This window comes from Acidovorax sp. GW821-FHT10E03, from assembly GCF_059415205.1.
The window spans coordinates 644,745-667,569 of sequence record NZ_JBWKMU010000001.1 but is presented as its reverse complement, the minus strand read 5'-3'; the positions used below and the strand labels follow the sequence as shown (position 1 = coordinate 667,569).

The 22,825-nt window shown below is 59.6% G+C and carries 27 protein-coding genes; 13 read left to right on the top strand and 14 right to left on the bottom strand.

Annotated elements, in window-relative coordinates; genetic code table 11:
* Window positions 1–2: 2 nt before the first annotated feature.
* The 8 genes from AC07OD_RS03160 to AC07OD_RS03125 all read left to right on the top strand — a co-directional run bounded on the left by AC07OD_RS03160 (window position 3) and on the right by AC07OD_RS03125 (window position 5,609).
* Window positions 3–179, top strand: a complete 177-nt coding sequence (locus AC07OD_RS03160) for a hypothetical protein (RefSeq protein ID WP_494595085.1) — start codon at window positions 3–5, stop codon at window positions 177–179.
* Window positions 180–182: 3 nt separating this feature from the next.
* Window positions 183–1,628, top strand: a complete 1,446-nt coding sequence (locus tag AC07OD_RS03155; protein ID WP_494595083.1) for a hypothetical protein — start codon at window positions 183–185, stop codon at window positions 1,626–1,628.
* A gap of 234 nt (window positions 1,629–1,862) precedes the next feature.
* Window positions 1,863–2,864 carry a site-specific integrase gene (locus AC07OD_RS03150; protein ID WP_494595081.1) on the top strand — a complete coding sequence of 334 codons (1,002 nt, stop codon included), beginning with the start codon at window positions 1,863–1,865 and terminating at the stop codon, window positions 2,862–2,864.
* A 329-nt stretch (window positions 2,865–3,193) separates the two neighbouring features.
* Window positions 3,194–3,682, top strand: coding sequence for a helix-turn-helix domain-containing protein (locus tag AC07OD_RS03145; protein WP_494595080.1), 489 nt, complete (start codon window positions 3,194–3,196; stop codon window positions 3,680–3,682).
* Window positions 3,683–3,948: 266 nt separating this feature from the next.
* Complete coding sequence (locus AC07OD_RS03140; RefSeq protein ID WP_494595078.1) at window positions 3,949–4,134, top strand: hypothetical protein; 186 nt, start codon at window positions 3,949–3,951, stop codon at window positions 4,132–4,134.
* Window positions 4,135–4,193: 59 nt separating this feature from the next.
* Window positions 4,194–4,472: a hypothetical protein gene (locus tag AC07OD_RS03135; RefSeq protein WP_494595076.1), complete on the top strand. Its 279-nt coding sequence runs from the start codon at window positions 4,194–4,196 to the stop codon at window positions 4,470–4,472.
* Between the two features lie 199 nt (window positions 4,473–4,671).
* Window positions 4,672–5,058, top strand: coding sequence for a TIR domain-containing protein (locus tag AC07OD_RS03130; protein WP_494595074.1), 387 nt, complete (start codon window positions 4,672–4,674; stop codon window positions 5,056–5,058).
* Complete coding sequence (locus tag AC07OD_RS03125) at window positions 5,058–5,609, top strand: RipA family octameric membrane protein (RefSeq protein ID WP_494595073.1); 552 nt, start codon at window positions 5,058–5,060, stop codon at window positions 5,607–5,609. Before AC07OD_RS03130 ends, AC07OD_RS03125 begins: the two co-directional genes overlap by 1 nt.
* Before the next feature lie 90 nt (window positions 5,610–5,699).
* Here the strand turns inward: AC07OD_RS03125 and AC07OD_RS03120 are convergent, their stop codons facing one another.
* From AC07OD_RS03120 to guaB, 10 genes are all read right to left on the bottom strand, one after another.
* Complete coding sequence (locus AC07OD_RS03120) at window positions 5,700–5,960, bottom strand: type II toxin-antitoxin system Phd/YefM family antitoxin (RefSeq protein WP_494595071.1); 261 nt, start codon at window positions 5,958–5,960, stop codon at window positions 5,700–5,702.
* Between the two features lie 335 nt (window positions 5,961–6,295).
* Window positions 6,296–7,378: a hypothetical protein gene (locus AC07OD_RS03115; RefSeq protein ID WP_494595069.1), complete on the bottom strand. Its 1,083-nt coding sequence runs from the start codon at window positions 7,376–7,378 to the stop codon at window positions 6,296–6,298.
* Between the two features lie 591 nt (window positions 7,379–7,969).
* Window positions 7,970–9,823 carry a DUF927 domain-containing protein gene (locus AC07OD_RS03110; RefSeq protein WP_494595067.1) on the bottom strand — a complete coding sequence of 618 codons (1,854 nt, stop codon included), beginning with the start codon at window positions 9,821–9,823 and terminating at the stop codon, window positions 7,970–7,972.
* Window positions 9,820–10,038, bottom strand: a complete 219-nt coding sequence (locus tag AC07OD_RS03105) for a helix-turn-helix transcriptional regulator (RefSeq protein ID WP_494595065.1) — start codon at window positions 10,036–10,038, stop codon at window positions 9,820–9,822. Before AC07OD_RS03105 ends, AC07OD_RS03110 begins: the two co-directional genes overlap by 4 nt.
* Window positions 10,039–10,217: 179 nt before the next feature.
* The gene (locus AC07OD_RS03100) at window positions 10,218–10,892 is read right to left on the bottom strand and encodes a hypothetical protein (RefSeq protein WP_494595064.1); all 675 of its coding nucleotides are present in this window, start codon (window positions 10,890–10,892) and stop codon (window positions 10,218–10,220) included.
* A gap of 11 nt (window positions 10,893–10,903) precedes the next feature.
* On the bottom strand, window positions 10,904–12,235 hold the full coding sequence (locus AC07OD_RS03095) for a tyrosine-type recombinase/integrase (protein WP_494595062.1): 1,332 nt from the start codon (window positions 12,233–12,235) through the stop codon (window positions 10,904–10,906).
* Between the two features lie 210 nt (window positions 12,236–12,445).
* Window positions 12,446–14,065: a glutamine-hydrolyzing GMP synthase gene (gene guaA, locus AC07OD_RS03090; RefSeq protein WP_494595060.1), complete on the bottom strand. Its 1,620-nt coding sequence runs from the start codon at window positions 14,063–14,065 to the stop codon at window positions 12,446–12,448.
* Between the two features lie 43 nt (window positions 14,066–14,108).
* On the bottom strand, window positions 14,109–14,543 hold the full coding sequence (locus AC07OD_RS03085; RefSeq protein WP_218294367.1) for a type II toxin-antitoxin system VapC family toxin: 435 nt from the start codon (window positions 14,541–14,543) through the stop codon (window positions 14,109–14,111).
* Complete coding sequence (locus tag AC07OD_RS03080; RefSeq protein WP_218294366.1) at window positions 14,540–14,800, bottom strand: type II toxin-antitoxin system Phd/YefM family antitoxin; 261 nt, start codon at window positions 14,798–14,800, stop codon at window positions 14,540–14,542. Before AC07OD_RS03080 ends, AC07OD_RS03085 begins: the two co-directional genes overlap by 4 nt.
* Window positions 14,801–14,908: 108 nt before the next feature.
* Window positions 14,909–16,384, bottom strand: a complete 1,476-nt coding sequence (gene guaB / locus AC07OD_RS03075) for an IMP dehydrogenase (protein ID WP_218294365.1) — start codon at window positions 16,382–16,384, stop codon at window positions 14,909–14,911.
* A 110-nt stretch (window positions 16,385–16,494) separates the two neighbouring features.
* On the opposite strand from guaB, the gene AC07OD_RS03070 reads away from it, so the two are divergent.
* Entirely contained in the window at window positions 16,495–17,034 is a 540-nt protein-coding gene (locus AC07OD_RS03070) for a DUF4124 domain-containing protein (RefSeq protein ID WP_494595057.1), read from the top strand.
* Window positions 17,035–17,097: 63 nt separating this feature from the next.
* On the opposite strand, the gene AC07OD_RS03065 is transcribed toward AC07OD_RS03070, so the two are convergent.
* Window positions 17,098–17,469 (bottom strand): RnfH family protein, encoded by a 372-nt coding sequence (locus AC07OD_RS03065; protein ID WP_218294363.1) that lies wholly within the window; start codon window positions 17,467–17,469, stop codon window positions 17,098–17,100.
* Window positions 17,462–17,902 (bottom strand): type II toxin-antitoxin system RatA family toxin, encoded by a 441-nt coding sequence (locus AC07OD_RS03060; protein WP_218294362.1) that lies wholly within the window; start codon window positions 17,900–17,902, stop codon window positions 17,462–17,464. The genes AC07OD_RS03065 and AC07OD_RS03060 overlap by 8 nt, the downstream gene beginning before the upstream one ends.
* 296 nt (window positions 17,903–18,198) lie before the next feature.
* On the opposite strand from AC07OD_RS03060, the gene smpB reads away from it, so the two are divergent.
* From smpB to AC07OD_RS03040, 4 genes are all read left to right on the top strand, one after another.
* A complete protein-coding gene (smpB, locus tag AC07OD_RS03055) occupies window positions 18,199–18,672 on the top strand; it encodes an SsrA-binding protein SmpB (RefSeq protein ID WP_218294361.1) in 474 nt (157 codons plus the stop codon).
* 159 nt (window positions 18,673–18,831) lie between these two features.
* Window positions 18,832–19,206 (top strand): COG4315 family predicted lipoprotein, encoded by a 375-nt coding sequence (locus AC07OD_RS03050; RefSeq protein ID WP_218294360.1) that lies wholly within the window; start codon window positions 18,832–18,834, stop codon window positions 19,204–19,206.
* 27 nt (window positions 19,207–19,233) lie between these two features.
* Window positions 19,234–19,788, top strand: a complete 555-nt coding sequence (locus AC07OD_RS03045) for a sigma-70 family RNA polymerase sigma factor (RefSeq protein ID WP_218294359.1) — start codon at window positions 19,234–19,236, stop codon at window positions 19,786–19,788.
* Between the two features lie 20 nt (window positions 19,789–19,808).
* Entirely contained in the window at window positions 19,809–20,717 is a 909-nt protein-coding gene (locus tag AC07OD_RS03040; protein WP_494595053.1) for an anti-sigma factor family protein, read from the top strand.
* Window positions 20,718–20,809: 92 nt separating this feature from the next.
* On the opposite strand, the gene AC07OD_RS03035 is transcribed toward AC07OD_RS03040, so the two are convergent.
* Window positions 20,810–21,904 carry an enoyl-CoA hydratase/isomerase family protein gene (locus AC07OD_RS03035; protein ID WP_492255187.1) on the bottom strand — a complete coding sequence of 365 codons (1,095 nt, stop codon included), beginning with the start codon at window positions 21,902–21,904 and terminating at the stop codon, window positions 20,810–20,812.
* Entirely contained in the window at window positions 21,901–22,776 is an 876-nt protein-coding gene (locus AC07OD_RS03030; RefSeq protein ID WP_218294356.1) for a DMT family transporter, read from the bottom strand. Before AC07OD_RS03030 ends, AC07OD_RS03035 begins: the two co-directional genes overlap by 4 nt.
* Between the last annotated feature and the right edge of the window lie 49 nt (window positions 22,777–22,825).

Sequence of the window (22,825 nt, the reverse complement as noted above, 5' to 3'; positions counted from 1 at the left end):
CGGTGACACCGCTAGATGGGGCATCCGCCTCCTCGCGCCTGCTTTCCAACTGGTATGCCACGGCGCTGTTTTGGAACCTGCAACTGGCTTTGCTCGGCTATAAAGGATCGCTGCTTCCACTGCTCATGCAAATGGCTCCGGCAATCAGTCTGGTTAAAAGCAAGAAACCACTTTTTTGAAACATGCAATACCTGCGTGGTCAATTTTCTCGCCCTATCAATAGAGCGCATTTTCATCAACTGTGCCATAGCTTGGTCGATGAGCATTGGCATGCATCGTTCACGCTTGAGCAGAAAGCTATTGATCGATCGGAAAAGGTCCGCTTCTGGTCTCATTTGGAAAACACAGACTGTGTAGTGGGCATCAACTGTCAATGGCATGGTAAAAGCGATACCTCCCCCACCCCGCTCGATATTCAGGCTGCAGTTGCGGTAGCTGACTGTTTTCGCAATCGAATAGATAGATTTTTTATCCTTACTTCAGGCAATGCTTCTATAGAGTTAAGCGAGTACGTCATCCATCTCAACTCACAGCATGCGGCCTCGGGTAAGTTCACCATTGAGATTTGGGATTGGGGCACCATAGAAGAGACTCTTGCAACCAGTCCACTGACCGTCAAGAAATACCTTGAACTTGGCATTGCCATGAGACCGTATGGATTTCAAGGCGCTATTGAGCAGGGCATTCATAAAGAGGTGTGGTTAAAGAGGCTGCCTAACGGAACGAAGAAAGACCGTGACGCACCGGCCTCTGGCACAAAGCCGCAAGCGGTCTTTTCTCATGACGTCGCAGATGCCTTCGAGCAATTCGTTCACACGAGCCAGCACCGGGACAACTCCCGCTACCTGCGCGTATTAAGTGCCCCATCCATGGGGCATGCCATTGCCTTGATACATCAGAGTCGCCAAATTGAAATATGGCTGCTGAGTCCAGAACCACGTGATACAGAGTTTCGTGTCGATACCGAAGCATGGGTGCGACATTTGACTGAGCGCGAAGTCAAACAAGCATTCGCTCATGTGTTGCTAAAGAACTATCACAACCAAGATCACATACGACTAACCATCTACGTAGTTAGGCATGTGCCTCCTGTGGCTGGGAAGCCGCCTTTATTTACGGTATACCCTACACGGATAGAGCGCTCGTGGCATCAACTTTATCCAAATGAAGTATTAAAAAAGACAAGGTATGTGTTAGCTGAGGCCGTCATTGAAGGAGCTCACGTAAAAGTCACGCACTCTGCGTTCCTTTTTGGATGCACTTTGATTCACAACTATCATTTCCCTCTTTCCAGCGTTTCCACGAAAATTTTGAAAGATGCCTTGGTAAGTCGCTCCTATCCCAACGCAGTCCCACACAGCCATGAAATACTTCTGAATGGAGAGATAATTTATTGGCGTGCTCTTGAACAGTTTGATGCCCATACACGTAAGCGAGTACCTCAGCAGCCATCTCAAGTAAAGCGCATGACCTGCCGTTTTTGTTCTGGCTTCTATTGGGGTCATAGAGACGAATCAAGCTGTGCCGATTGCGATCTAAAGCACAACACCCATAGCCATCAAGGTAAAAAATTGACCCATACCGATCTATATTTCAATCAAATTATTCGTCAAGCATGGAATTTTTAACGCAGAACTCCTCGCGGCCCATGCCAAAAAATTTATTTATCAAGACAACCCAGGCATTGAGACAAGGCTTGGTCTGGTACATTAAAATGACATGTATCTATCTTCATAAATAGAAAATTTCCTCTTACCCTGGTTATTGATAAGACGCAGTTAGCGCTAGCCAGATAACCACTAAAACGGCCCCATTTGCGGGCCGTTTTTAATTGTTTTTCCACCCCGTCCATAGGACTCACCATGAAGAAAATTCGCACTCCGCTGGAGGGCGCTGGCGCAGCTTTGTCTGCTCGCAGCACCATCACATCCAATCGCACGCAGCAAACACCGCCAGAGGGCGTTCTGAGCGGTTTTTCGGCCACTGCCGAGCAGTTCATAGCAGCCAGCCAGTCAGCGGCTACCAAGCGTGCGTATGCCTCCGATCTGAAGCATTTTTTCGCCAACGGCGGGGCCATTCCATCCAGTCCAGCAGCTTTGGCCGAGTACCTGGCCCGATGCGCGGAAAAATTGTCTGTGGCGACCCTGGAACGACGGCTCACCTCCATCCACAAGGCGCACCTCGAAAAATCTCTGGAGTCCCCTGCTCGAAGCGAGACCGTGAAGCGCGTGATGCAGGGCATTCGCCGGACGCTCGGCGTCAAGCAACGGCAGGTTCAGCCGATGGTCAAAGATGATCTGCTGGCGGCGTTGGTGATGATTGACCGACAGAAGATGCCCATCAAGGCGGCGCGAGATCGCGCCTTGCTGCTCGTGGGTTTTGCGTCGGCCATGCGTCGGTCGGAGCTTGTGGCCGTGCGAATTGAGCACTTGACCCATCTGCCTAACGGCGTGGAGATTTTCCTGCCATGCAGCAAGACCGATCAAGAAGGACATGGCCGCACGGTGTTCATCCCGCACGCCAATGGAGAGCGTTGCCCGGTGGGTGCTTTGGAGCATTGGCTGGAAGTTTCGGAAATCAACGAGGGTTTTGTGTTTCGCTCCGTCAACCGCCATGACCGCGTTGCACGGCATGGTTTGTCAGCGCAGTCGGTGGCGCTGGTAGTGAAGGCATCTGTCGCGCGCGTCGGCGGGGACGCGAAGAAAGTCAGCGGCCACAGCTTGAGGGCTGGCTATTGCACGAGCGCAGCGGAGAAAGGTCTGCAGCCGTGGCAGATACGGGAGCAGACAGGGCACAAGTCGGACGTAACACTTGCGAAGTACATCCGCCCCGTAGCAAGGCGGAAGATTCCGAGTTTGTTATAGGTACATGTGCCACTTTGGACCGCCCTCAGCCAGTCTCAACTTTTGTATTTGCTAACTGCGGTTGTTCTTACTTAACAGGCAGACAACCCAAAGGTGGAGGTGTGGGCGTCTCTACCTGGGGGTCATGCTGGCTCCCCCGTGGGGGCACAGACGCCCTACAAAGAAGAAGCAAAGAAGAAGCAATTGCCGCATAAACCGAGCAGAAGACGCAAAGATGCTCGCGGGGGGAGGTGAAAATGCCTCCCCTGCTGCTGCTCCTGCGCCTTGTTCTGTAGTTCCTCGCATCAGACAATGCAAGCACACCGTAACCAACTACGAGACACACCGACATGAGCACAAAACCTGAAGCCAAGAGCATCTCAAAAGAGGAGCGGACCCTTCACCAGAAGTGGGGAGCCGACGTGATCGCCGAAGGTTACACGGTACTGCCCAACGTGATTCTCCAGAATCAAAAGGCTTTGGACCTTAAGCACCTGGATGTGCTGGTGTTGATGTGCCTTTTGTCGCATTGGTGGGATAAAGACGATCTCCCTCGGCCAGCCAAGACCAGCATAGCTCGGACGTTGGACGTGGACCCAAGAACGGTTCAGCGCAGTATCGCAAAGCTGGAAAAACAGGGGTACATAGAACGCAAAGAGCGATGGGCAACTGTCGGTGACAACCTGCCGAACTGCTATGACCTCAGTGGTCTTGTTGCAGCAGCCAAAACGCAAGCTGAGCGCGCTAAAAAGCTAAAAGTGGAACGGGCGAGGGAGGACTCTGCGATGCAGTCAACACCCAAGGCCTTCGGCCTGATCAAAGGAGGCAAAACGAAATGAAGAAATTCTTCAAGCACTACCGGTAGTGTCTTGAAAACAACTCGCACACCATATATAGTGCCCTCGTCTGCCTGTATGGGCATACAGAATAGAAAAGGCCCGCGTCAGAATCTCACCTCTGACACGGGCCTGAGCAGGGAACCGTCACCCGGCGCTACCTGCCACCTCTCCGCTAGGAAAAGTCCGCGAAGCATAGAGAAATCTGGTGAAGCTGGCTATTGGGGTTTCTTACATCCGGGGTTATTGCTGTTCAAGAGGAGCAAACCATGGCAGCACCCAAGAAGCCCGGTACAAGTACCGGCAACAATGGCGGAATTTTTCAGCAAGTCGGACCGCGTGGTGGGGGGCAACCCAACTACGCAACCGTTGCGGACAACAAACCGCTACCGCCAACCACCAAGCCTGGACATGGCTGGAAGCCGGTGAAAACGACCCCCGACAGCCATCGTTGATCCGTTTGCCGGAAGCGGTAGCTTCACTGCTCCCGGCGTTTTCACACTCAGGAAACTCTATGCAAATTAACTTCGCACATCTGCGCGAGCGGGCCACCAATGGTGGCGAAATCAATTTCGCGGTCTTTGAGGCCCGCGCAAATTCCAATAACGACACAGCAAGGTCTGCCGTCCTTGCAGGCCTCACCATGAGGGCTCGGAATTCTGGCCTGCGTGTTGACCAGTCAGCTTTGGCGTACAGCGAAAACGGTCGTATCAAGTTCTTCGGGGACAGGAATTTGGTTGACTATTTATCGCGTGGCTGGATACCACACTGGACACACAAACTGTCGATGTGATCGCGCAGCTCCTTTGAAGGAAAGCCTTTGAAGGGGCCAAGTCTCTAAGCAACATGAATCAGTTTGGTGAGAGTCCCTCAAGGAAATCTCTCACCCCATTGGTTCATGCTTCGTTTCGTGTTAATTGACACCGTTGCGGTGAGGACATTCGGCCATCACGCCGTCTTGTTCATAGCGTTGGCAAACACAAGGATCAAGTATGGCAAAGACGAGGGTATTTATTAGCTTTGATTACGACAACGACGCCCGCCAGAAAGACTTGCTCGTGGGGCAATCAAAACATCCCGATACCGACTTTGAGTTCGCAGATTGGTCCTCGAAGGAGCACCTGACCGGCGATTGGAAAGCCAAAATCAAGGCTAAGCTCGCGTATGTGGATGTTGTATGCGTGTTGTGCGGTACAAATATGCCAAGTGCGACCGGCGTTGCGCATGAGGTCACGATTGCTCAGGAGATCGGCAAGCCTTATTTTTTGCTGGCTGCATATCAAGATGACTGCTTAAAGCCGTCTACTGCCCGAGCCAGTGACAAGCTATATAAGTGGACCTGGGAGAATTTGAAGAATCTCATCAAGGGCGACCGCTGATGAGTTCGCCAAAGGTTGACAGGGCTGGCTTATTCAACGAGATAGCCGAGGGCGTCACGTACCCCCATAACGACAAGTGGTACAGCCACCTGTTGGATCAATACAAGCTCTACGTCGAGATGGCGGATCGTGTCAGCCAGCGGCGCGCCACAGCAAATACATACTTCTTGAGTCTGAACTCTGCCATTTTGGCATTTGTTGGATACCTTTCGGTAAAAGACACCGGCGAGTACAACTGGATGTTGGCTTGCGGAGGAGTGGCGCTGTCATGGCTGTGGCGTACTCTCATCATCTCGTATTCCAATTTGAACACGGCTAAGTTCAAGGTAATTCATCAAATTGAAAAGCGTCTTCCAATCAGCCCTTACGAGGCAGAGTGGGAGGCGATGGAGCATGGAAAAAATCCAGAGCTATATCGGCCTTTAACGCACATCGAGCGAAATGTTCCACTGGTCTTTGTGATCCTGCATGCTGTCGTCTTCGCTCGAATGTTCCCCTGGTGTTGGCTTACTATCTTTCGCGATCCGCCGTGGCCGGGCTGCGGCTCTTAATTCTGTGTAGGCAGCGGAGGGGTAACCCAACCATCACGGGCAAAGAACTTGACGGTGGCAGCGTGCGTCTGAATCAGATCACGGACGCGATTACCCAGCACCGCGTGGCTTGCGGGCTTTCTTGAAATCGGCAGCAATGGCGTCTACATCCACCCCCTGCGCAGACAACAGCTTATCGAGTGATTGGCTGGCTTTTTTCAGAGCCACCAAGTCCGCCTCGGCTTGACCGTGTACGGGAATGAAGTAGCCAACTGTCTGGCCGTGGCGAGTCACCGCGACAGGGCCGCTGGCCGCGATGTACTCGGCTAAGTCTGCTCGGAACTCGCGGATTCCTACCTTTGTGGCTTCCATGGCCGAACTCCTTATTTGTGAATCAGTGTGTACACATTTTAAGCTATGCGATGAAGGCTGTCAAAGTGCACAGGGGTGCCGCTGCGAGATGGGCGACGCCAAAGAGGTTTTATCCACTGGTAACAGACGCCATGTAACCGAAGCATGCGTTCCGCCGCACTGGACGCTGCTGGACTTTGGCCAAAAGAACTGCTGCTGGCGAACCAAATTCTGATATTCGGCATGCCGTTTGCAGCCACCGGAACGGCCAGCAAGCGCACTTTTCTGGTTGGCTGGCACTGGTGGTGTGGTGGGGGACGGAAAGCGCTCAAAACGCGATCCAGCCGATTGGCGGCTCAACGCAAACAGCAGCGCTTTTGCTGCGGCTGCTCCGAGTGACTGTCCGGCGGCTCGAACGCTTCTGGCGGGAACATCCGGGTGTCGCGCAGCGCATCGCATGCTTGCTGCCACAGCTCTTCCGGTTTCCACCAAGCGGCCTGGTGGCTGCGCCAGAAGGCGTGGACCTTGCGCGCGTGCTCGGTGTGCTTGAATGCCTCCAACGTGGCTTTGACGCCGTCCTGGCGGGACATAGCAAGAAACGATTTCTCTGTCAGGGGATCAAGTTCGGTCCCACTGGCGGACAGATCGGCAAAGTGGAAACGGGCAAAGCGGTTGGTCTGATGCGAGAGCTTCCACACCGGCAGGCCGCGCATCTTCTTACCGCGCACTTCAACGCGGGCGATCTCAGGACCGCCGAGAACTCGTTTTAGCTGTTTGATCTTGTTGGCTTTCAGTGGGTCATCATTGAAGCCCGACGAACCAGACTGCGCAATCGCCAAGATCGCGGCATGAACAAGCTCTTGCTGCTTGTTGTAGGCAGTTGTCTCGTAGTCACTTCTGACGCTGCCAAAGTTGTAGCCCTCAATGACGCCGCCTTTGCCAACGCGCTTTGCCATCATGCTCATGCGCTGGGCGTTGTCGTAGCGAACCAGCATGCGGGTTAGGGCAGCATGGTAAATGTCCACTGCAAAGTGAACGACGTTCAACAGCGGGCGACGCATCAACTCGTTGTACTCGTGACGACCGATCAGGCCGCGCATGACGTGATGGATTTGCCGGGCGTCACTATCGGCAAACTTGGCGGGGTTGCACTCAATGCGAATGCCGCCCTTCTGGCGCACGGAGTCAACTGCACCGATCTGAACCAGTGCTTTGCTGCCGCCGCCAAGCAGGATGTTGAAGTTCTCACGGTACCGGGACTTGCCCAGGTAGGCACGCTCGCACGTCCCAGATTCGATCAGCTTGTTGATGCTGCTGCGCAGCTTTTTGAGAACGGTATCTTGATCGAGGCGATCCAAGTGCCAGGCCAGGATAAAGGCCAGACCATCGACGACGGGCGGTTGGGGAGTAGGTTGCAGAGCAACGGGACGGATTTTCATATCACTGCTTTCAACACTTGATGGATGGAGCCGATAGCTCTCGGGCATATCGACTGCATCTGCCGCATGGGGTTGGCGCTAAACGAGCACGGTCATGAACTCGCCGCCGTAGGCATGCTGCTTCGTGTGAGTGCAATCAGGCGCTGTGCACCATGCTGCTGATGCACAAGTTATTTACAGTTTTGTTTTTTGGCTCTGAGTGCAGATGGCTGCTGAAGCCAGTTGGTGCAGTCAGTGGTCGGTGCAGCAAAAAGCCGCCTGCTGATGCGCGGAACCGGGCTTCGCGCCGCGTGCTGTAGTGCGCTGATGTGGCGGTAATTAGCTGCTGGTGGTGAGTAGTGTTGGTACTGCTAATTGCTGGTATAGCTGGTACTGATCACATATCTCACACACATCACATAGCTCAATCACACTCTTGTTAGAGCCACTGACAGATACTCAGACGATCGTGGTGAATCCGGTCAACGACGCTGGAATAGTTCACCGTTCATCCACATCCAGAAAAATGACCGAATCAAGACTTGATTGGGGGGCACCTCCCCCGAAATATGTGCATATTTGCATATTTAGCCTTCAGGGGAGGCGGTGCGATCAAGCAAGCAGAATTGTTTGCTTGATCGCATAGAAGCTGGCGCTGCGGTTTTCCGAGCCAGGTGCATGGAACTGTTTTGTCGGCACGCCACGCGCGCCTGGCACGAGCAAATGTTGCTCACGCAAAGCCTTGAGGGCGATCTGGACATCGAGTCCCTTACAGACCACATTTTCCAAATACGAGGGATACACCAAAAATAGCGCTTCCTTGTTTGAGCGCCCCCTGTACTCATATCCCGCAACCGTCCCCTTGTGCTGTTCATTGAACTGCTGGAACGGCTTGAACTTGTCGCTGCGCTGAGATTGAAAGAACAAGCGCAGATGCTTCATCACGGCCTCTTCAGAAATCGGAAGGCTTTGCTGATAGTCAGCGTGCCACTGCGCGAAGCTGCGCGCTATGGCTTTCATGACTTGCTCCTTACTCCAACCGACTGCTTTCGCGTCAACTGCCATCAGGCCGGCAAAGGCGAAGAGGACAAAGTTCTCGCGCATACGATCAAAGACACCGTCCGTTTGGTTGAACGTCAGCCCCTCGGTCAGGTGATCACGAAGCTCAGGCGCCAGCTTGGAATACTCGGCATGCAAGTGCGGCAACTGCTCCACCAGATGTGCACAGAGAGCTGCGCCTGCATGCCCGTGGCACTCGTTCAGCAGACTGGCAATTGCCTTGGATTTTTCGGCACCGCTTTCGTACCCACGCACGTTGTCCCAGAGTCCATGCTTGCTATTGACCTTGAGGCTCGGCAAGCGAGCCATTTGACCCTCTTGAACCGTCAGACCAGCACTGCGCATGCGAGAAAGCGCAGACACCTCTCCCGCGCTCATGACCATGGAGTAATTGCGCGAAAGCTCTTGCAAATTACCGTCCGTGTCAGCACGCAGTTTGGCGCTGGCATTGGTCAAGGCATAGGCTGCTTTACCAAAGCCTTTGCCACTGCCCTGCCCGATCTCGTCAATGACACATGGGCGATGCTGATAGCGACGTGTGACTGCTTCGATTCCATTGTCAGTCGCATTCCAGGTCACCATGTCGCCGGGAGCACCAAAGCAACCACAAACAATTTTGAGTCCGGTGGTTTTGCCTGTGCCCGATGAGCCTACAACGGTCAAGATCGTTGCATCGCGCTCAAGCGGTTTTAGAAGCGGTGCTGCCAGGCCCGCGCTTACCATGGTCACGACCAAGCTGTCATCACCGAGTCGGCGGGTCATTTTGAGCCAGTCCTTGACATCACCTTTCACGTTCACTTTGGCAAAGATGCTGCGCCACGGGACGGCTGCAAACTTCGGATTGGCAGCGAACAATCGGTCACCGTACATGTAGCCCAGCGACTGGTCAGGCATCTCGTGCCAGCCGTCGCGGGTCAGGCGCAACCAAGTCCTATCCGGCGCTACGGTCTGAAGGTACATGCAGATTGCATCAGCTAGATTTTTGGACTGCTCGCGCTCCACAACAAGCCCGCGTTTGACAAGCTCCGCAAGAACCTTCTTGGGGGTTGCAAGCCATGCTTGCGCTACGTCGCAATACTGAACGGTATCAACATGGGTACGGAAACGCACACGAATTGCTGGATTACCACCGTCAGGATCTATGGTTTGACCCACAGGCTGTAAAGCGCCACAAAGACGGATGGCGCCAGTGGGACCGCTGGCGTATACCCCGTGGTTCGCCCCCTTGGGCACGAGCTTGAAGGGCGTGCGCTTAGCGGCGGATGGGCTGGCCTTGGCCTGTGCTAGTTTCGGGGCAACAAAGCCGCTCTTTTGACTTGCCGACTTCGGCTTGCTCGCAACATGCTGACGAGCCGCAGTTTTCACGCCCTTTTGACTGGTGCGGACGGTGGAGATTTTGCGGCTCATGCTGCCTCCCGTTGCTGCTTGTTTCTTGCGGCGATGCACGACTGAATGTATGCGTTGATTTCGCTGGCAGGCCAGCCCTTCAACCGAGGCCCCATGGGCACGCCCGGAGGGATGACACCGTCTTTGATACGGTTGTAGAAGGTACTGTTGGACAGGCCGGTGAGCCGGAGAACTTCGCGCTTGCGGAGAAGCACTTCTTGAACGACTGGGGACATTTGGAACTCCTGTGAATTTGCTGGTTGTCGATGAGTCCCGTCGAACTCATCCTGTATCGCGATGGACCTAGTGGAATCTTTTTGGTCAAAAAAAACACCGCAATTGCGGTGTCCTTTTGTGTAATTGCGGTTGCACACCGCCATGTTGCTGGTCTACATATCACTGGTTCTCCAGGGATTCACTCCTTGCCAAAGGCCGCGCACTGCGCAACCCAGTTACTGATCGTCTTGTCGGACACGCCAACCTCCGTTTCTTGACTCTCAAACCACTTCAACACTGCAGTGGCGCTACGTTGCCCCTTGCCATCGAAGTAGTTCGGCACACAGTTGCGAAAAGTCAAATCAAGGACGCGCAGCACGTTGTTGGTCTGTCGCTGGGTAATCTGGAGCACCGGCGGTTTCTGATCCAGCATGAGGCCCTCGCGCATTGAGTCCAGTCCCTCCCAGCCGATGGACTCGGCGTATCTGCAGTACTCTACAAGCTCAACGTACTTGCCGTCCGCGCCATCGCCTTCGCGGACGTGATCATCCAGGTATTCAATTTCATAGCCCAATAGCGTCTTGAGAATATCAAGCCGGTCTTTGAAAACTCTGTACTTCTCTGGCGCATGCGCTTTGAGGGCCATCCGGGCATTCGAGACTGGCTCAACATTCATCCCCAGCAGGGTAGCCTGCCATGGTCGTGCAAGCTTTCGCTGGTACCAGTGTTTCCAACGTGGCGATGTAAGAATGCTCGCATCTGGTACAGGGCCGACTCCAAACTCTGCATATGGCTGATCAGCGTCCCGGTCTTTGAACAACTTCAATCCCTCCGGAGAGTGTTTGAGGATGTAGGTTGTTTCTTTCGTTGCCATGAAAGTCCTTTCTAGTTCAAGTCCAGCGCCATATCAGCAGCCAAAATCTTTGCGGAGCGAACAAGATCCTTGACGCTCTCTCCTTTGCACCAAGCGTCGATCATGTCTGCCCAAGCTTGCAGCATCACGCGTCGCTGCTCACCGTACTCAGCCTTGTTGTATACGCCACGGATGCTGCCCTCTTCGTGGGCAAGGCACTTCTCAATCCAATCTCTGTTGAAGCCTGCTTCATTCAAGAGCGATGAAGCTGTTCGGCGCAAGTCATGGACGGTAAAGCTCGCAAATTCATCGCCTCTCGACCTGACAGCCGCAATGCCAACCTCGACGACTCGATTGAGTGTCGCGTTGCTGATGGGAGTATCCATGTCATATCGACCAGGATGCAGAAAACGGGAAGCACTGAAGCAAGTCTTAAAGGTCACCAGAATGTCGAGCGCTTGATTACTCAGGTAGACGACATGAGGCTTGCCAGTTTTCATGCGCTCTTTAGGAATCGTCCATGTGGCATTGTCAAAATCGACCTCATCCCAAGTCGCATTCACAAACTCACCCTTGCGAACCATCGTCAGCATGACGAAGCGCAGTGCTAAACGCAGCGTTGGAGCCGTGGCAGTGGTTTCCACTGCAGCGAGAAACTGCCGAATTTCAATGGGAGATAGTGCCCTATCACGGGCTTTGAATGTCGCAATGTCACTCGGGCGAATGCTGTCCGCAGGGTTGGCCATCACTACTGATTTGTCTTTGGACGCTGCGAACCGGTACACCAGAAGCACAATCTCCCGCACCTGAACCGCAGGCGCAGCTGCACCCTTTTCCTTGATGCTTTCGCAATGCATCATCAGCATGGCAGGCTTGATTTCATCGAGCTTGAGCTTTCCGAACGGTCCTTCAAGATACCTCTTGTAGACCGACCGGCGCATAGCCAATGTCGAGTCGGCGAGCTTGGCCCCATTTTTCGGGTCGCTCTTGTCCTCAAAGTATCGTTCCGCCCATCGGCCAAACGTCAAAGCGTCCACGGCTTCTTGACGACGTTCGGCTTTGGAGCGTGATGGCGAATCGCCCTTTTCCACCAAACGCCGTGCAATAGACAGCAAGGTCCGGGCTTCGGCCAACGAAACTGTCATACCGAATTCGAGTGCTTCGGGCTCACGGGGGTGTTTGGCTCCAGCCGTGTCGTCGTACTTGCCAATCGTCAGCGTTTCACGACGACCATTAAGGCGGTAGTCGTAGCGAAACGACTTGGTGCCGGTGGTTGAGACCGTGACGTACATGCCATCACGGTCTGCAACCTTGAACGACTTATCGAGTGGGCGGAGCTTGCGTAGTCCGGTATCAGTGAGCATCTTTGCCTATCTACATTTTTACCGTCAGAGAGCCTGTCGGTATTAGAAAGCAACGCTCTAGAGTCTCACTGTTTTTACCGTCTTGAATACCGTAGAAATTACCAGCTTTCAGCGCATGGCGCTGGGTCCCGCTGGATCAGTAACCACTTGATTTATAACGAAAACTTTCAGATTCCAGGACGTTGCTGAACGTCACTGGAAAACTATAAATTATTCCCACTCGATCGTCGCCGGCGGCTTGCTCGATACGTCGTAGGTCACGCGATTGATGCCGCGCACCTCGTTGATGATGCGCCCCGACACCTTCTTGAGCAGGGCGTACGGCAGTTCGGCCCAGTCGGCGGTCATGAAGTCGCTGGTCTGCACGGCGCGCAGGGCCACCACGTAGTCGTAGGTGCGGCCGTCACCCATCACGCCCACGCTCTTCACTGGCAGGAAGACGGTGAAGGCTTGGCTGGTGAGGTCGTACCAGGTCTTGCCGGTGGCTTCGTCAACGTGGTTGCGCAGCTCTTCGATGAAGATCGCGTCCGCGCGGCGCAGCAGGTCGGCGTATTCTTTCTTCACCTCGCCCAGGATGCGCACGCCCAGGCCGGGGCCGGGGAAGGGGTGGCGGTAGACCATTTCGGGCGGCAGGCCCAGGGCCACGCCGAGTTCGCGCACTTCGTCCTTGAACAAATCGCGCAGGGGCTCCAGGAGCTTGAGGCCCAGCTGCTCGGGCAGGCCGCCCACGTTGTGGTGGCTCTTGATGGTGACGGCCTTCTTGCTCTTGGCGCCGCCGGATTCGATCACGTCGGGGTAGATGGTGCCCTGGGCCAGGAAGGTGGCGCCTTTGTGGCCTCCATCGCCAGCCTTCAGTTTCGCGGCTTCGGCCTTGAACACGTCGACGAACAGGCCGCCGATGATCTTGCGCTTGGCTTCGGGTTCGCTCACGCCGGCCAGCTTGCCCAGGAACAGGTCGCTCGCGTCCACGCGGATCACCTTGGCGTGCAGCTTGCCGACGAACATGTCCATGACCATGTCGCCTTCGTTCAGGCGCAGCAGGCCGTGGTCGACGAACACGCAGGTGAGCTGGTCGCCGATGGCGCGGTGGATGAGAGCCGCGGCCACGGACGAATCCACACCGCCGGAGAGGCCCAGGATGACTTCTTCATCACCCACCTGCTGGCGGATCTGCTCCACGGCCTCGGCGATGTGGTCGCGCATGACCCAGTCGGGGTTGGTGCCGCAGATGCCGAGCACGAAGCGCTCCAGCAGCGCCCTGCCCTGCACGGTGTGCGTGACTTCGGGGTGGAACTGCACGGCGTAGTAGCGGCGCTCTTCGTCGGCCATGCCGGCGATGGGGCAGCTGTCGGTGCTGGCCATGAGCTTGAAGCCCGGGGGCAGCTCGGTGACCTTGTCGCCGTGGCTCATCCAGACGTTGAGCATGCCGTGGCCTTCGGGGGTGGTGAAGTCGGCGATGTCCTTGAGCAGCGCGGTGTGGCCGCGGGCGCGCACGGCGGCAAAGCCGAACTCGCGCTTGTGGCCGGTTTCGACCTTGCCACCGAGTTGCTGCGCCATCGTTTGCATGCCGTAGCAGATGCCCAGCACGGGCAGACCCAACTCGAACACGGCCTGGGGAGCGCGGTCGGTGGTGTCCTCGGTCACGCTGGCGTGGCTGCCGGAGAGGATGATGCCCTTGAGCGAGCCGTCCTTCGCGTAGTCACGCACCCACTCGTCCGTCACATCGCAGGGGTGCACTTCGCAGTACACGTTGGCTTCGCGCACGCGGCGCGCGATGAGCTGGGTGACTTGCGAGCCGAAATCGAGGATGAGGATTTTCTGGTGTTGCATGGCGGTGGGTGGTCGAGGGGATGACAAGAAACGGGGCGCCTGATCAAAGGCTGGAGAGGTCGAGAAGTGGTACTCCGCTGCGCTGGGCGGCGGCTGCCTGCGCCGCATCGAAGGTGGCCAGGGGCAGGCGCAGGGAGCGGGCCAGCCACAGGTAGGCGGCGTCGAACGTGGGCAGGCCGGTGTCGAGCGCAACGTCGAGCACGGCCTTGTGCTGGGCGGGGGCCAGTTCGTGCAGCTCCACACGGTGGCGAATGGCTTCGAGCACGCCCCACAGGCCTTCGACCGATGCGGGCGGGATGCGGCCGCTGTGAACGCCGCTGGAGATGAGGTTGCTGCACTCCCACTGCCAGAGGTTGGGGGCCTGGGGCTCGACCTCGTCGCGGCGGATCAGGGTGTAGAGGCGGCGCGTGTGCTCGCTGGCCGCATCGGGCAGCAGCCAGGCGGCGGTGACGGAGGCGTCGAGGACGAAGGCAGTCATGCCGCAGCCCTGCCCTTGCGGCGCAAGGTGTCGGGAGTGGCCACTTCGCCTGCGGGCCGGATGCTGGCGTGCAAAGCATCCATCTGGCCCAGCTCGCGAGCGATCTGCTCGTCGGTGATGACGGGGCGGCGGCGCACGGGCAGCAGGCGCACAACCTCTTTGCCGTGGCGGGTGATGCGCACTTCCTCGCCCTGCTCGACCAGCTCGATCAGGGCGGAGAACCTGCTTTTGGCTTCGTAGATGCCGACGGACTGCATGGATGCGCGGACCCCAAAAAGAAAAGTCTGGCCTGAATGGTGAATTCAGGCCAGACTATATCATTCTGACCAGATATTTTCAATCAGGCCAGATTAGATCGACGGTGCTCAGTCAGCCCTGTAGTTAGGGGCCTCCTTCGTAATTTGAACGTCGTGCACGTGGCTTTCGCGGATACCGGCGGTGGTGATCTCCACGAACTCGGCCTTGTTGTTCATGTCATCGATGGTGGCGCAACCGCAGTAGCCCATGGCGGCGCGCACGCCACCGGCCATCTGGAACACGATGGAGACCATGGAGCCCTTGTAGGGCACGCGGCCTTCGATGCCCTCGGGCACGAGCTTGTCGGCGTTGGGATTGCCGGTGGTGGATTCCTGGAAGTAGCGGTCGGCGCTGCCCTGCTGCATGGCACCGATGCTGCCCATGCCGCGGTAGCTCTTGTAGCTGCGGCCCTGGAACAGGATGACTTCGCCGGGAGCTTCTTCGGTGCCCGCGAACATGCCGCCCATCATGATGGTGCTGGCGCCTGCAGCCAGCGCCTTGGCGATGTCACCGCTGTAACGCACGCCGCCATCCGCGATCAGCGGCACGCCCGTGCCCTTGAGGGCGGTGGCCACGCTGTCGATGGCCATGATCTGGGGCACGCCCACACCGGCCACGATGCGCGTGGTGCAGATGGAGCCCGGGCCGATACCGACCTTGACCGCGTCGGCGCCCGCCTCGACCAGCGCCAGCGCGGCCGCGCCGGTGGCGATGTTGCCGCCGATCACGTCGACCTGCGGGTAGTTCTGCTTGACCCAGCGCACGCGCTCGATCACGCCCTTGCTGTGGCCATGGGCGGTGTCGACCACGATGGCGTCCACACCGGCCTTGACCAGGGCTTCCACGCGCTCTTCGGTGCCTTCACCCACGCCGACAGCGGCGCCCACGCGCAGGCGGCCCGAGGGATCGCGGGCGGCGTTGGGGAAGCTGGTTTGCTTGGTGATGTCCTTGACGGTGATCAGGCCCTTGAGCTCGAACGCGTCGTTCACGACCAGGATGCGCTCGAGCTTGTGCTTGTTGAGCAGCGCCTTGGCTTCGGCAGGCGAGGTGCCTTCCTTTTCGTTGACGGTGATGAGCTTCTCGCGCGGGGTCATGATCTGGTGGACCTTGACGTCGTAGCGCGTTTCAAAGCGCAGGTCGCGGCCCGTGACGATGCCCACCACCTTGCCGCCGTCGCACACCGGAAAGCCCGAGATGCCGAGCTGTTCGGACAGCTGCAGCACCTGCAGCACGGTGTGCTCGGGGGTGATGACGACCGGGTCGCGCAGCACGCCGGATTCATAGCGCTTGACCTTGGCCACCTGGGCGGCCTGCTCCTGCGCCGTGAGGTTCTTGTGCACGATGCCGATGCCGCCCTCCTGGGCAATGGCAATGGCCAGGCGCGCCTCGGTCACGGTGTCCATGGCGGCGGACACGAGCGGCAAGTTCAGTTGGATATTGCGGGAGAGTTTCGTCGCGAGGGACGTGTCCTTGGGCAGGACCTGGGAGTACGCTGGCACCAGCAACACATCGTCGAAGGTGAGCGCTTTTCCAAGAAGGCGCATGAGAAAGCTCCAAAAAACGGATTGTACCCGCGTCCGCGGGGCGCCGCAGGGCTCGCGCTCCTTTGCGCACGCACTGGCGGCTGCGTTGCTGCACGGCTAAACTTGCCTGCATGAAATTGCACAAGCTTGTTTTGCTGGCCGTTGCCTGCACCTGGGCCCTGGGTGCCGCTGCCCAATGGCAGTGGATCGACAAGGACGGCCGCAAGGTCTTCAGCGACCGCCCGCCGCCACAGGACATCCCGGAAAAGAGCATCCTCAAGCAGCCAAGCTACGCGGCTGCACGCTTGCCCGCGGCTGCGGCAGCCGCCAGTGCGCCGGAAGCGGCCGATGCCCCCGCCTCGGCTGCTGCGCCTGCGGCCGCATCCCCCCGCGCTCCCGCCAGCGCCGCCGGCAAGGACAAGGAGCTGGAAAAGCGCAAGGCTGAGGCAGAGGCCGCCGAAGCCGCCAAGAAGAAAGCCGAAGACGACAGGATCGCCAAGGCCAAGGCAGAAAACTGCACCCGTGCGCGCGCGGCCAAGGCCACTTTCGAGACCGGCGCGCCGATCAGGCAGAGCAATGCACAGGGCGAGCGCGTCTTCCTGGACGAGGCCCAGCGCAATGCAGAGGTCAAGCGCATCGACACGATCATCGCCTCCGACTGCAAACGCTGACCGGTCATCCGTGGCAAAAAAACGGCGCCTGGGGCGCCGTTTTTGTTTCAATTGGTATCCCGATCAGTAGCCTGACTTGCCGCCCGGCCGCTGCCGCGCGAAGAGGCCCGTGGAACGCGCGCCCTGCCGGGCAAACCGCTCGCGGCGTGCCACCTTGGGGTCCACCTTGAGCTCCCGGTACAACTCCACGCGGTCCCCGTCCTTGAGCAGCGTCGTCTCGGGCATGGCACGGCCCCAGATGCCGCACGCCATGCCCTCGCGCCGCGCAGCCATCTGCCCGGCGGCTTGCAGGGCGTCGGCGAGCGTGCTTCCAGGGTGCAATTGCACAGTGCATTCGCTGACCTGCCGAGGCGCCAGCGAGACCAGCACGGTGATCCGCATCAGAGCGGGTGCGCGCGGGGTTGCGATGTCCGCACCAGCCGGCTCCTCAGCCATACACCTGTTCCGCGCGCTTCACGAAGGCATCGACCATGCTGCCCGCGATGCGGTCGAACACAGGGCCTACCAGCGCCGCCAGGGCCGCGTTGTCAAAACCGTAATTCAGGCTCAACTCCACACGGCAGGCCCGCTGGCTGCCATCGCCCACGGGGTGAAAAAGCCAGTCGCCGTCGAGCTGCGAGAAAGGCCCCTTGACCAGCCGCATCCGCACGCGCCGGCCTGCCTCATGGGTGTTGTGCGTCACGAAGGTCTGGCGGATGCCGCCAAATGAAATGCCTACCTCGGCGGTCATGCCCTCTGCGGTCTGCTCGAGCACGGCGGCATGGTCGCACCATGGCAGGAACTGGGGGTAGTGCTCCACCCCGGTGACCAGGGCAAACATTTCTTCGGGGCTATACCAGATGAGGACGGACTTGTGGACGGTTTTCATGCAGACGGCGCCTGCACCGGTGCGCGCAAGCCAGAGGAAATTAGAATCGCGGGTGCGAGACGACGACAATTGTAGGGAGGCCTTTTATCTCCCGGTTTGCGCCGCATCTTTTAAAGCGTGTCCTGCGCCTCAAGTACCCGCGTCCGGGTCCAACCTTTCGGGAAAGCCGGGGAAAGGCCCGGCCACGTTGTCGCAGTCCGCTTGCAGTATCGATACTTCGGCGCGTCCTGCGCCCATCTGCCGGGCCTTTCTCCGGTTTTCGCGGGCACGTAAAAGTGCAAACACGCTCTCACCCCATGGCCAAAAAACCAGATCCTACGTCCCGCATTGCCGACAACAAAAAAGCGGCCTTCAACTATTTCTTCGAGGAGCGCCACGAAGCGGGCATGGTGTTGCACGGCTGGGAGGTCAAGGCGCTGCGCGAGGGCAAGGTGCAATTGACCGACGGCTATGTGCTGATACGTGATGGAGAGCTGTACCTGCTCGGTTGCCTGATCAACCCGCTCAAGACGGCCTCGACCCACGTCAACCCCGAATCCGCGCGCACCAAGAAACTGCTGCTCAAGAAGGACGACATCAAGCGCCTGATCGGCAAGGTCGAGCAAAAGGGCTACACGCTGGTGCCATTGAACCTGCACTGGAAGAACGGATTCGTGAAATGCGAGATCGCCCTGGCCAAGGGCAAGGCCGAGCACGACAAGCGCGACACCATCAAGGACCGCGAAGGCAAGCGCGAGGTCGAGCGCGCCATGAAGAGCAGAAACCGCTAGCCTGCGCGCCATCGCACGCCGGGCTCGGGCCGGGAAGCGCCACATCGATGCCAGCCCGGCCGGTTTTTTTGCGGCGGCGTGGAATAAACCACGGTGCCCATGTGTTTGTCCCGGTGCAAGGCCGCATTCGCGCCGCCTGCACCCACTCTGGAGAAACCCATGAAGAAATTTGTCTCGATGGCGGCAGCATTCATCGCCGTTGCCGGTATGGCGGGCTGTGCCTCCATGGCCGACTCGCCCGTGAAAACCGTGGACGGCGTGCTCGTCGGCGGGGGCGGCATGACGCTCTACACCTTTGACCGCGACGCGGCAGGCAGCGGCAAATCAGTCTGCAACGGGCCCTGCGCCACCAACTGGCCCCCGCTCATGGCCAGCACGGCGCCGGGCGGCGACTACAGCATCGTGACCCGTGATGACGGCAAGACCCAGCTGGCCTACAAGGGCAAGCCGCTGTACTACTGGGTCAAGGACACCAAACCCGGCGACAGGACCGGAGACGGCGTGAACCAGGTCTGGCGCACTGCCCGCCCCTGAGGGCGAGCGCGCCCATCCCACCGCGCCATGAACCGCACCCAGGTTGTCGAGCAGTTGCCAGGCCTGCGCCGCTATGCCCGGGTGCTGACAGGTGACGCCTGGGCGGCCGACGACCTCGTGCAGGACACGCTGGAGCGCGCCTGCAGCAAATGGCTGCTGTGGCGCACCGGCAGCGACCTGCGCGCATGGCTTTTCACGCTCATGCACAACCTCTATCTCAACCAGCGCCGCGCGATGCCCGCGCTGGCGCCGCTGGACATCGAGGACGTCCGCGACCAGTTGCCCGGCGCGCCGGTGCCCTCGGACGACGCGCTGGACCTGGAACGCTGCCTGCAGCGCCTGCCCGCGGACCAGCGGGCCGTGCTGCTGCTGGTGGCCATGGAGGACATGAGCTACGAGGACACGGCCCGCATCCTGGCCGTCCCCGTGGGCACGGTGATGTCACGGCTGTCGCGCGCCCGCGCCCGGCTGCGGGTACTGATGGAGCGCACATCGGTGCCTGCGCCATCCCCCTCACCAGCCACGGCGGCAGCCGCCCCACAGACCCAGTCCCAGCCCCCGGCGCTGCGCCGCCTGAAATGACGACGACCCGCGACACTGCCATGGAACCGCGCTCCCACGCCCCGCCCCTCCCCGAAGACGATCCCGCCTGGCACGCCCTGGCGGACGGCCGCCTCCCGGCCGCGCAGGCCGCAGCCTTGCGCCAGCAACTGGAAGGCAACGAGGCCGCGCGGGATGCCATCGCCCATTGGCAACAGGGGCGCGACCAGCTGCAGGCACTGCACCAGGATCTGCTCCATGCCGCCGTGCCCGATGCGTTGCTGGCCGCTGCGTTGCGCGCCGCGGGACACCAGGAACGGCAGGCACAGTGGTGGCGCTGGGGCGGCCTGGCCGCGTCGGTGCTGCTGGCCTTCGTGCTGGGGTGGGCGGGGCGCGGCCAGTGGGCAGGCGGCCCGGCCCCGGGCCACCAGCCTCTGGCGGGCGATGCGGCAGCGCTTCTGGCCACGGCGCCGGTGCAGCGCTTTGCCCAGCAGGCCGCCGTGGCCCATGCGGTCTACCAGCCGGAGGTCCGCCATCCGGTGGAAGTCACCGCGTCGCAGCAGGAGCATCTGGTGCAGTGGCTCTCCAAGCGGCTGGGCAAGCCGCTGAAGGTGCCCGTGCTCGCCCCGCAAGGCTATGAGCTGGTGGGAGGCCGCCTGCTGCCGGGCGACACCGGGGCGCGTGCGCAGTTCATGTACCAGAATGCTGCGGGCCAGCGCATCACGCTGTACCTGGGCGCACTCGCCCCCACGGCCACCACGGCGCTTTCTCGCCACGGTGCGCCGCCGCCGCACGACAACCCGCCCGCCACCACGGCCACGGCGGCAGCGGCCTTCCAGTTCACGCAGGAAGGCCCCGTGCCCGGTTTCTACTGGACCGAGGGAAGCTTTGGCTACGCGCTCAGCGGACAGCTATCGCGCGCGGAATTGCTCGCGCTGGCCACGGCGGTATACCGGCAGCTGCAGCTCTAGTGTCCCGAGTTAGAAATTCGGTTCATAAAGTAACTTCCAACTCGGGACACTAGCGTTCGCACCGGCCTGGGTTCAGGTCAGTTCAATCCAGGTCAGGCCAGGGCCGCCAGCGGGTGCGCGTGCGCGGGCCAGGGGCTGGCGAAGAACGGTGCCACCATCGCGGGCGCCACGTCCTCGATGCGGCCGGGGTTCCACTTCGGCGCATGGTCCTTGTCCACGGCCAGGGCGCGGATGCCCTCCACCGTCTCGCTCTGGCCAGGGCGCAGGAAGAAGCAGTGGCGCACCATGTCGCGCTCCATGCGCAGGTCGTCGGCCAGGCCCATGCCGCGCGCACGCCGGATCTGCTCGAGCACCACGTGCAGCATCAGCGGCGAGCGCTTGCGCAGCGTGGCCGCCGTGGCACGCGCCCAGTCGGTGTCGGCCGCCTCGAGCGCAGCGACGATCTCGCCCACGCTGGGCAACGAGAAATATTGGTCAATCTGGGCTCTAGCGCTTGACTGGTGTGCACTGACAGCTATGAATTTGGAAGCAACGTAGTCACGGACCGCAGGGCCATCCGCAAACCCCCCGGCCCCCAGCGCCTCCCACACGGCGGATTGCTGATCCGAGGGCAGGCAGCCATCCGCCAACTGGTTTTCGATGGCATCACCCGCGCCGATGGTGTCGCCCGTGAGGGCCAGCCACTCGCCCACGCGGCCGGGGCAGCGCGAGAGGAAGTAGCCCCCACCCACGTCAGGGAACAGGCCGATGGCCGTCTCGGGCATCGCCATCTTGGTGCGCTCGGTCACCACCCGCAGCGCTGCCCCCTGGCTGATGCCCATGCCGCCGCCCATCACGATGCCGTCCATGAACGCGATGTAGGGCTTGCCGTAGTTGTGGATCAGGTGGTTGAGCGCGTATTCCTCGGTGAAGAAGTCTTCCAGCAGGGGGTTGCCCTGGCTGCCCGCCTGGTGCAGGAAGCGGATGTCGCCGCCCGCGCAGAAGGCACCGAACGGGCCCTCCTTGTTGCTGCCGCGAATCGCCACCGCCAGCACCCGCGCATCGTTCTGCCAGGCCAGCAGGATGCCCATCAGGTCACGCACCATGCCCAACGACAACGCGTTGAGCGCACGCGGGCGGTTCAGGGTAATGAAGCCAACCTGGCCACGCACTTCGCTCAACACTTCAGACACTACCGTCTCCGTCATTTTTGTTCCTTCCAACCCAACAGTTCATTGAAAACCAGCGCACCGATCACCAGTGCGCCCCCCGTCAGCACTGCCGTGCCGGGCTTTTCGCCCGCGCCCAGCCATGCCAGCAAGATGCCAAAGATCACTTCGAGCAAACCGAGCAGCGCCATCTCGGGCGCCTTGAGCACACGCCCACAGCGCACGGCCAGCACACAAGGAATGGCCAATTGCACCACGCCCAGCAGCGCCAGCAGGGCCAGGTCATGGGCCGACGCCTGAAAAGGCAGCGCGAGCGGCAGCGTGGCCACCACCGAGATCACCGCGCCGACCAGCACCGCGGGCACCAGGTCCACCGCGTGGCCGTGGCGCTGCGAGTGTTGCACCACCGTCCAGTTGATGGCTGCCGCCACGGGCACGCACAGCGCCACCAGCGTACCCGCCAAGGGCAGGCCCGCCATCTGCGAACCATACATCCACGCAATGCCCAGCCCCGCCACGGCAATCGCAGCCCATGTGCGCGGGGCGATATGGTGGCCGATGAACACCCGTGCGAACAGCGCGGTGAGCAGCGGCCCCACGGCCATCGTGACCAGCACATTGGCCACCGGCATGAGCACCAGGGCCACCATGAACGCCGTGAACATCACGCTCCAGCACACGCCTGAGATCCACAGCGCATGGCCACCATGGCGCATGGAGGCAAACACCGCCCTGCCCTGCAGCGCCGGCAGGATGACCAGCAGGGACAGCAGCGTGAAAAAGCTGCGCCAGAAGGTCACCTCAAAGCTCGCCGCATGTTCCAGGTGGCGCGTGACCACGCCAGCGATGGACCACATCAGGGTCACCGCCACCATCAGCACCACCGCGCGGGAATGTGTGAGTTTCAACATGGGTTTCGGGTTGCAGACGGAAAAAAGGCCACTGCGCAGCAGTGGCCCT

Coding starts and splice junctions, on each gene's coding strand:
- AC07OD_RS03155 (WP_494595083.1), top strand. CDS start 183: ATGCAATACCTGCGTGGTCAATTTTCTCGCCCTATCAATAGAGCGCAT.
- AC07OD_RS03105 (WP_494595065.1), bottom strand. CDS start 10,038: ATGTCCCCAGTCGTTCAAGAAGTGCTTCTCCGCAAGCGCGAAGTTCTC.
- AC07OD_RS03065 (WP_218294363.1), bottom strand. CDS start 17,469: ATGGCTGAGGAGCCGGCTGGTGCGGACATCGCAACCCCGCGCGCACCC.
- guaA (WP_494595060.1), bottom strand. CDS start 14,065: ATGCAACACCAGAAAATCCTCATCCTCGATTTCGGCTCGCAAGTCACC.
- AC07OD_RS03070 (WP_494595057.1), top strand. CDS start 16,495: ATGAAATTGCACAAGCTTGTTTTGCTGGCCGTTGCCTGCACCTGGGCC.
- smpB (WP_218294361.1), top strand. CDS start 18,199: ATGGCCAAAAAACCAGATCCTACGTCCCGCATTGCCGACAACAAAAAA.
- AC07OD_RS03060 (WP_218294362.1), bottom strand. CDS start 17,902: ATGAAAACCGTCCACAAGTCCGTCCTCATCTGGTATAGCCCCGAAGAA.
- AC07OD_RS03110 (WP_494595067.1), bottom strand. CDS start 9,823: ATGAGCCGCAAAATCTCCACCGTCCGCACCAGTCAAAAGGGCGTGAAA.
- AC07OD_RS03150 (WP_494595081.1), top strand. CDS start 1,863: ATGAAGAAAATTCGCACTCCGCTGGAGGGCGCTGGCGCAGCTTTGTCT.
- AC07OD_RS03080 (WP_218294366.1), bottom strand. CDS start 14,800: ATGCAGTCCGTCGGCATCTACGAAGCCAAAAGCAGGTTCTCCGCCCTG.
- AC07OD_RS03045 (WP_218294359.1), top strand. CDS start 19,234: ATGAACCGCACCCAGGTTGTCGAGCAGTTGCCAGGCCTGCGCCGCTAT.
- AC07OD_RS03035 (WP_492255187.1), bottom strand. CDS start 21,904: ATGACGGAGACGGTAGTGTCTGAAGTGTTGAGCGAAGTGCGTGGCCAG.
- AC07OD_RS03135 (WP_494595076.1), top strand. CDS start 4,194: ATGCAAATTAACTTCGCACATCTGCGCGAGCGGGCCACCAATGGTGGC.
- AC07OD_RS03040 (WP_494595053.1), top strand. CDS start 19,809: ATGGAACCGCGCTCCCACGCCCCGCCCCTCCCCGAAGACGATCCCGCC.
- AC07OD_RS03085 (WP_218294367.1), bottom strand. CDS start 14,543: ATGACTGCCTTCGTCCTCGACGCCTCCGTCACCGCCGCCTGGCTGCTG.
- AC07OD_RS03050 (WP_218294360.1), top strand. CDS start 18,832: ATGAAGAAATTTGTCTCGATGGCGGCAGCATTCATCGCCGTTGCCGGT.
- AC07OD_RS03030 (WP_218294356.1), bottom strand. CDS start 22,776: ATGTTGAAACTCACACATTCCCGCGCGGTGGTGCTGATGGTGGCGGTG.
- AC07OD_RS03140 (WP_494595078.1), top strand. CDS start 3,949: ATGGCAGCACCCAAGAAGCCCGGTACAAGTACCGGCAACAATGGCGGA.
- guaB (WP_218294365.1), bottom strand. CDS start 16,384: ATGCGCCTTCTTGGAAAAGCGCTCACCTTCGACGATGTGTTGCTGGTG.
- AC07OD_RS03145 (WP_494595080.1), top strand. CDS start 3,194: ATGAGCACAAAACCTGAAGCCAAGAGCATCTCAAAAGAGGAGCGGACC.
- AC07OD_RS03100 (WP_494595064.1), bottom strand. CDS start 10,892: ATGGCAACGAAAGAAACAACCTACATCCTCAAACACTCTCCGGAGGGA.
- AC07OD_RS03095 (WP_494595062.1), bottom strand. CDS start 12,235: ATGCTCACTGATACCGGACTACGCAAGCTCCGCCCACTCGATAAGTCG.
- AC07OD_RS03125 (WP_494595073.1), top strand. CDS start 5,058: ATGAGTTCGCCAAAGGTTGACAGGGCTGGCTTATTCAACGAGATAGCC.
- AC07OD_RS03120 (WP_494595071.1), bottom strand. CDS start 5,960: ATGGAAGCCACAAAGGTAGGAATCCGCGAGTTCCGAGCAGACTTAGCC.
- AC07OD_RS03130 (WP_494595074.1), top strand. CDS start 4,672: ATGGCAAAGACGAGGGTATTTATTAGCTTTGATTACGACAACGACGCC.
- AC07OD_RS03115 (WP_494595069.1), bottom strand. CDS start 7,378: ATGAAAATCCGTCCCGTTGCTCTGCAACCTACTCCCCAACCGCCCGTC.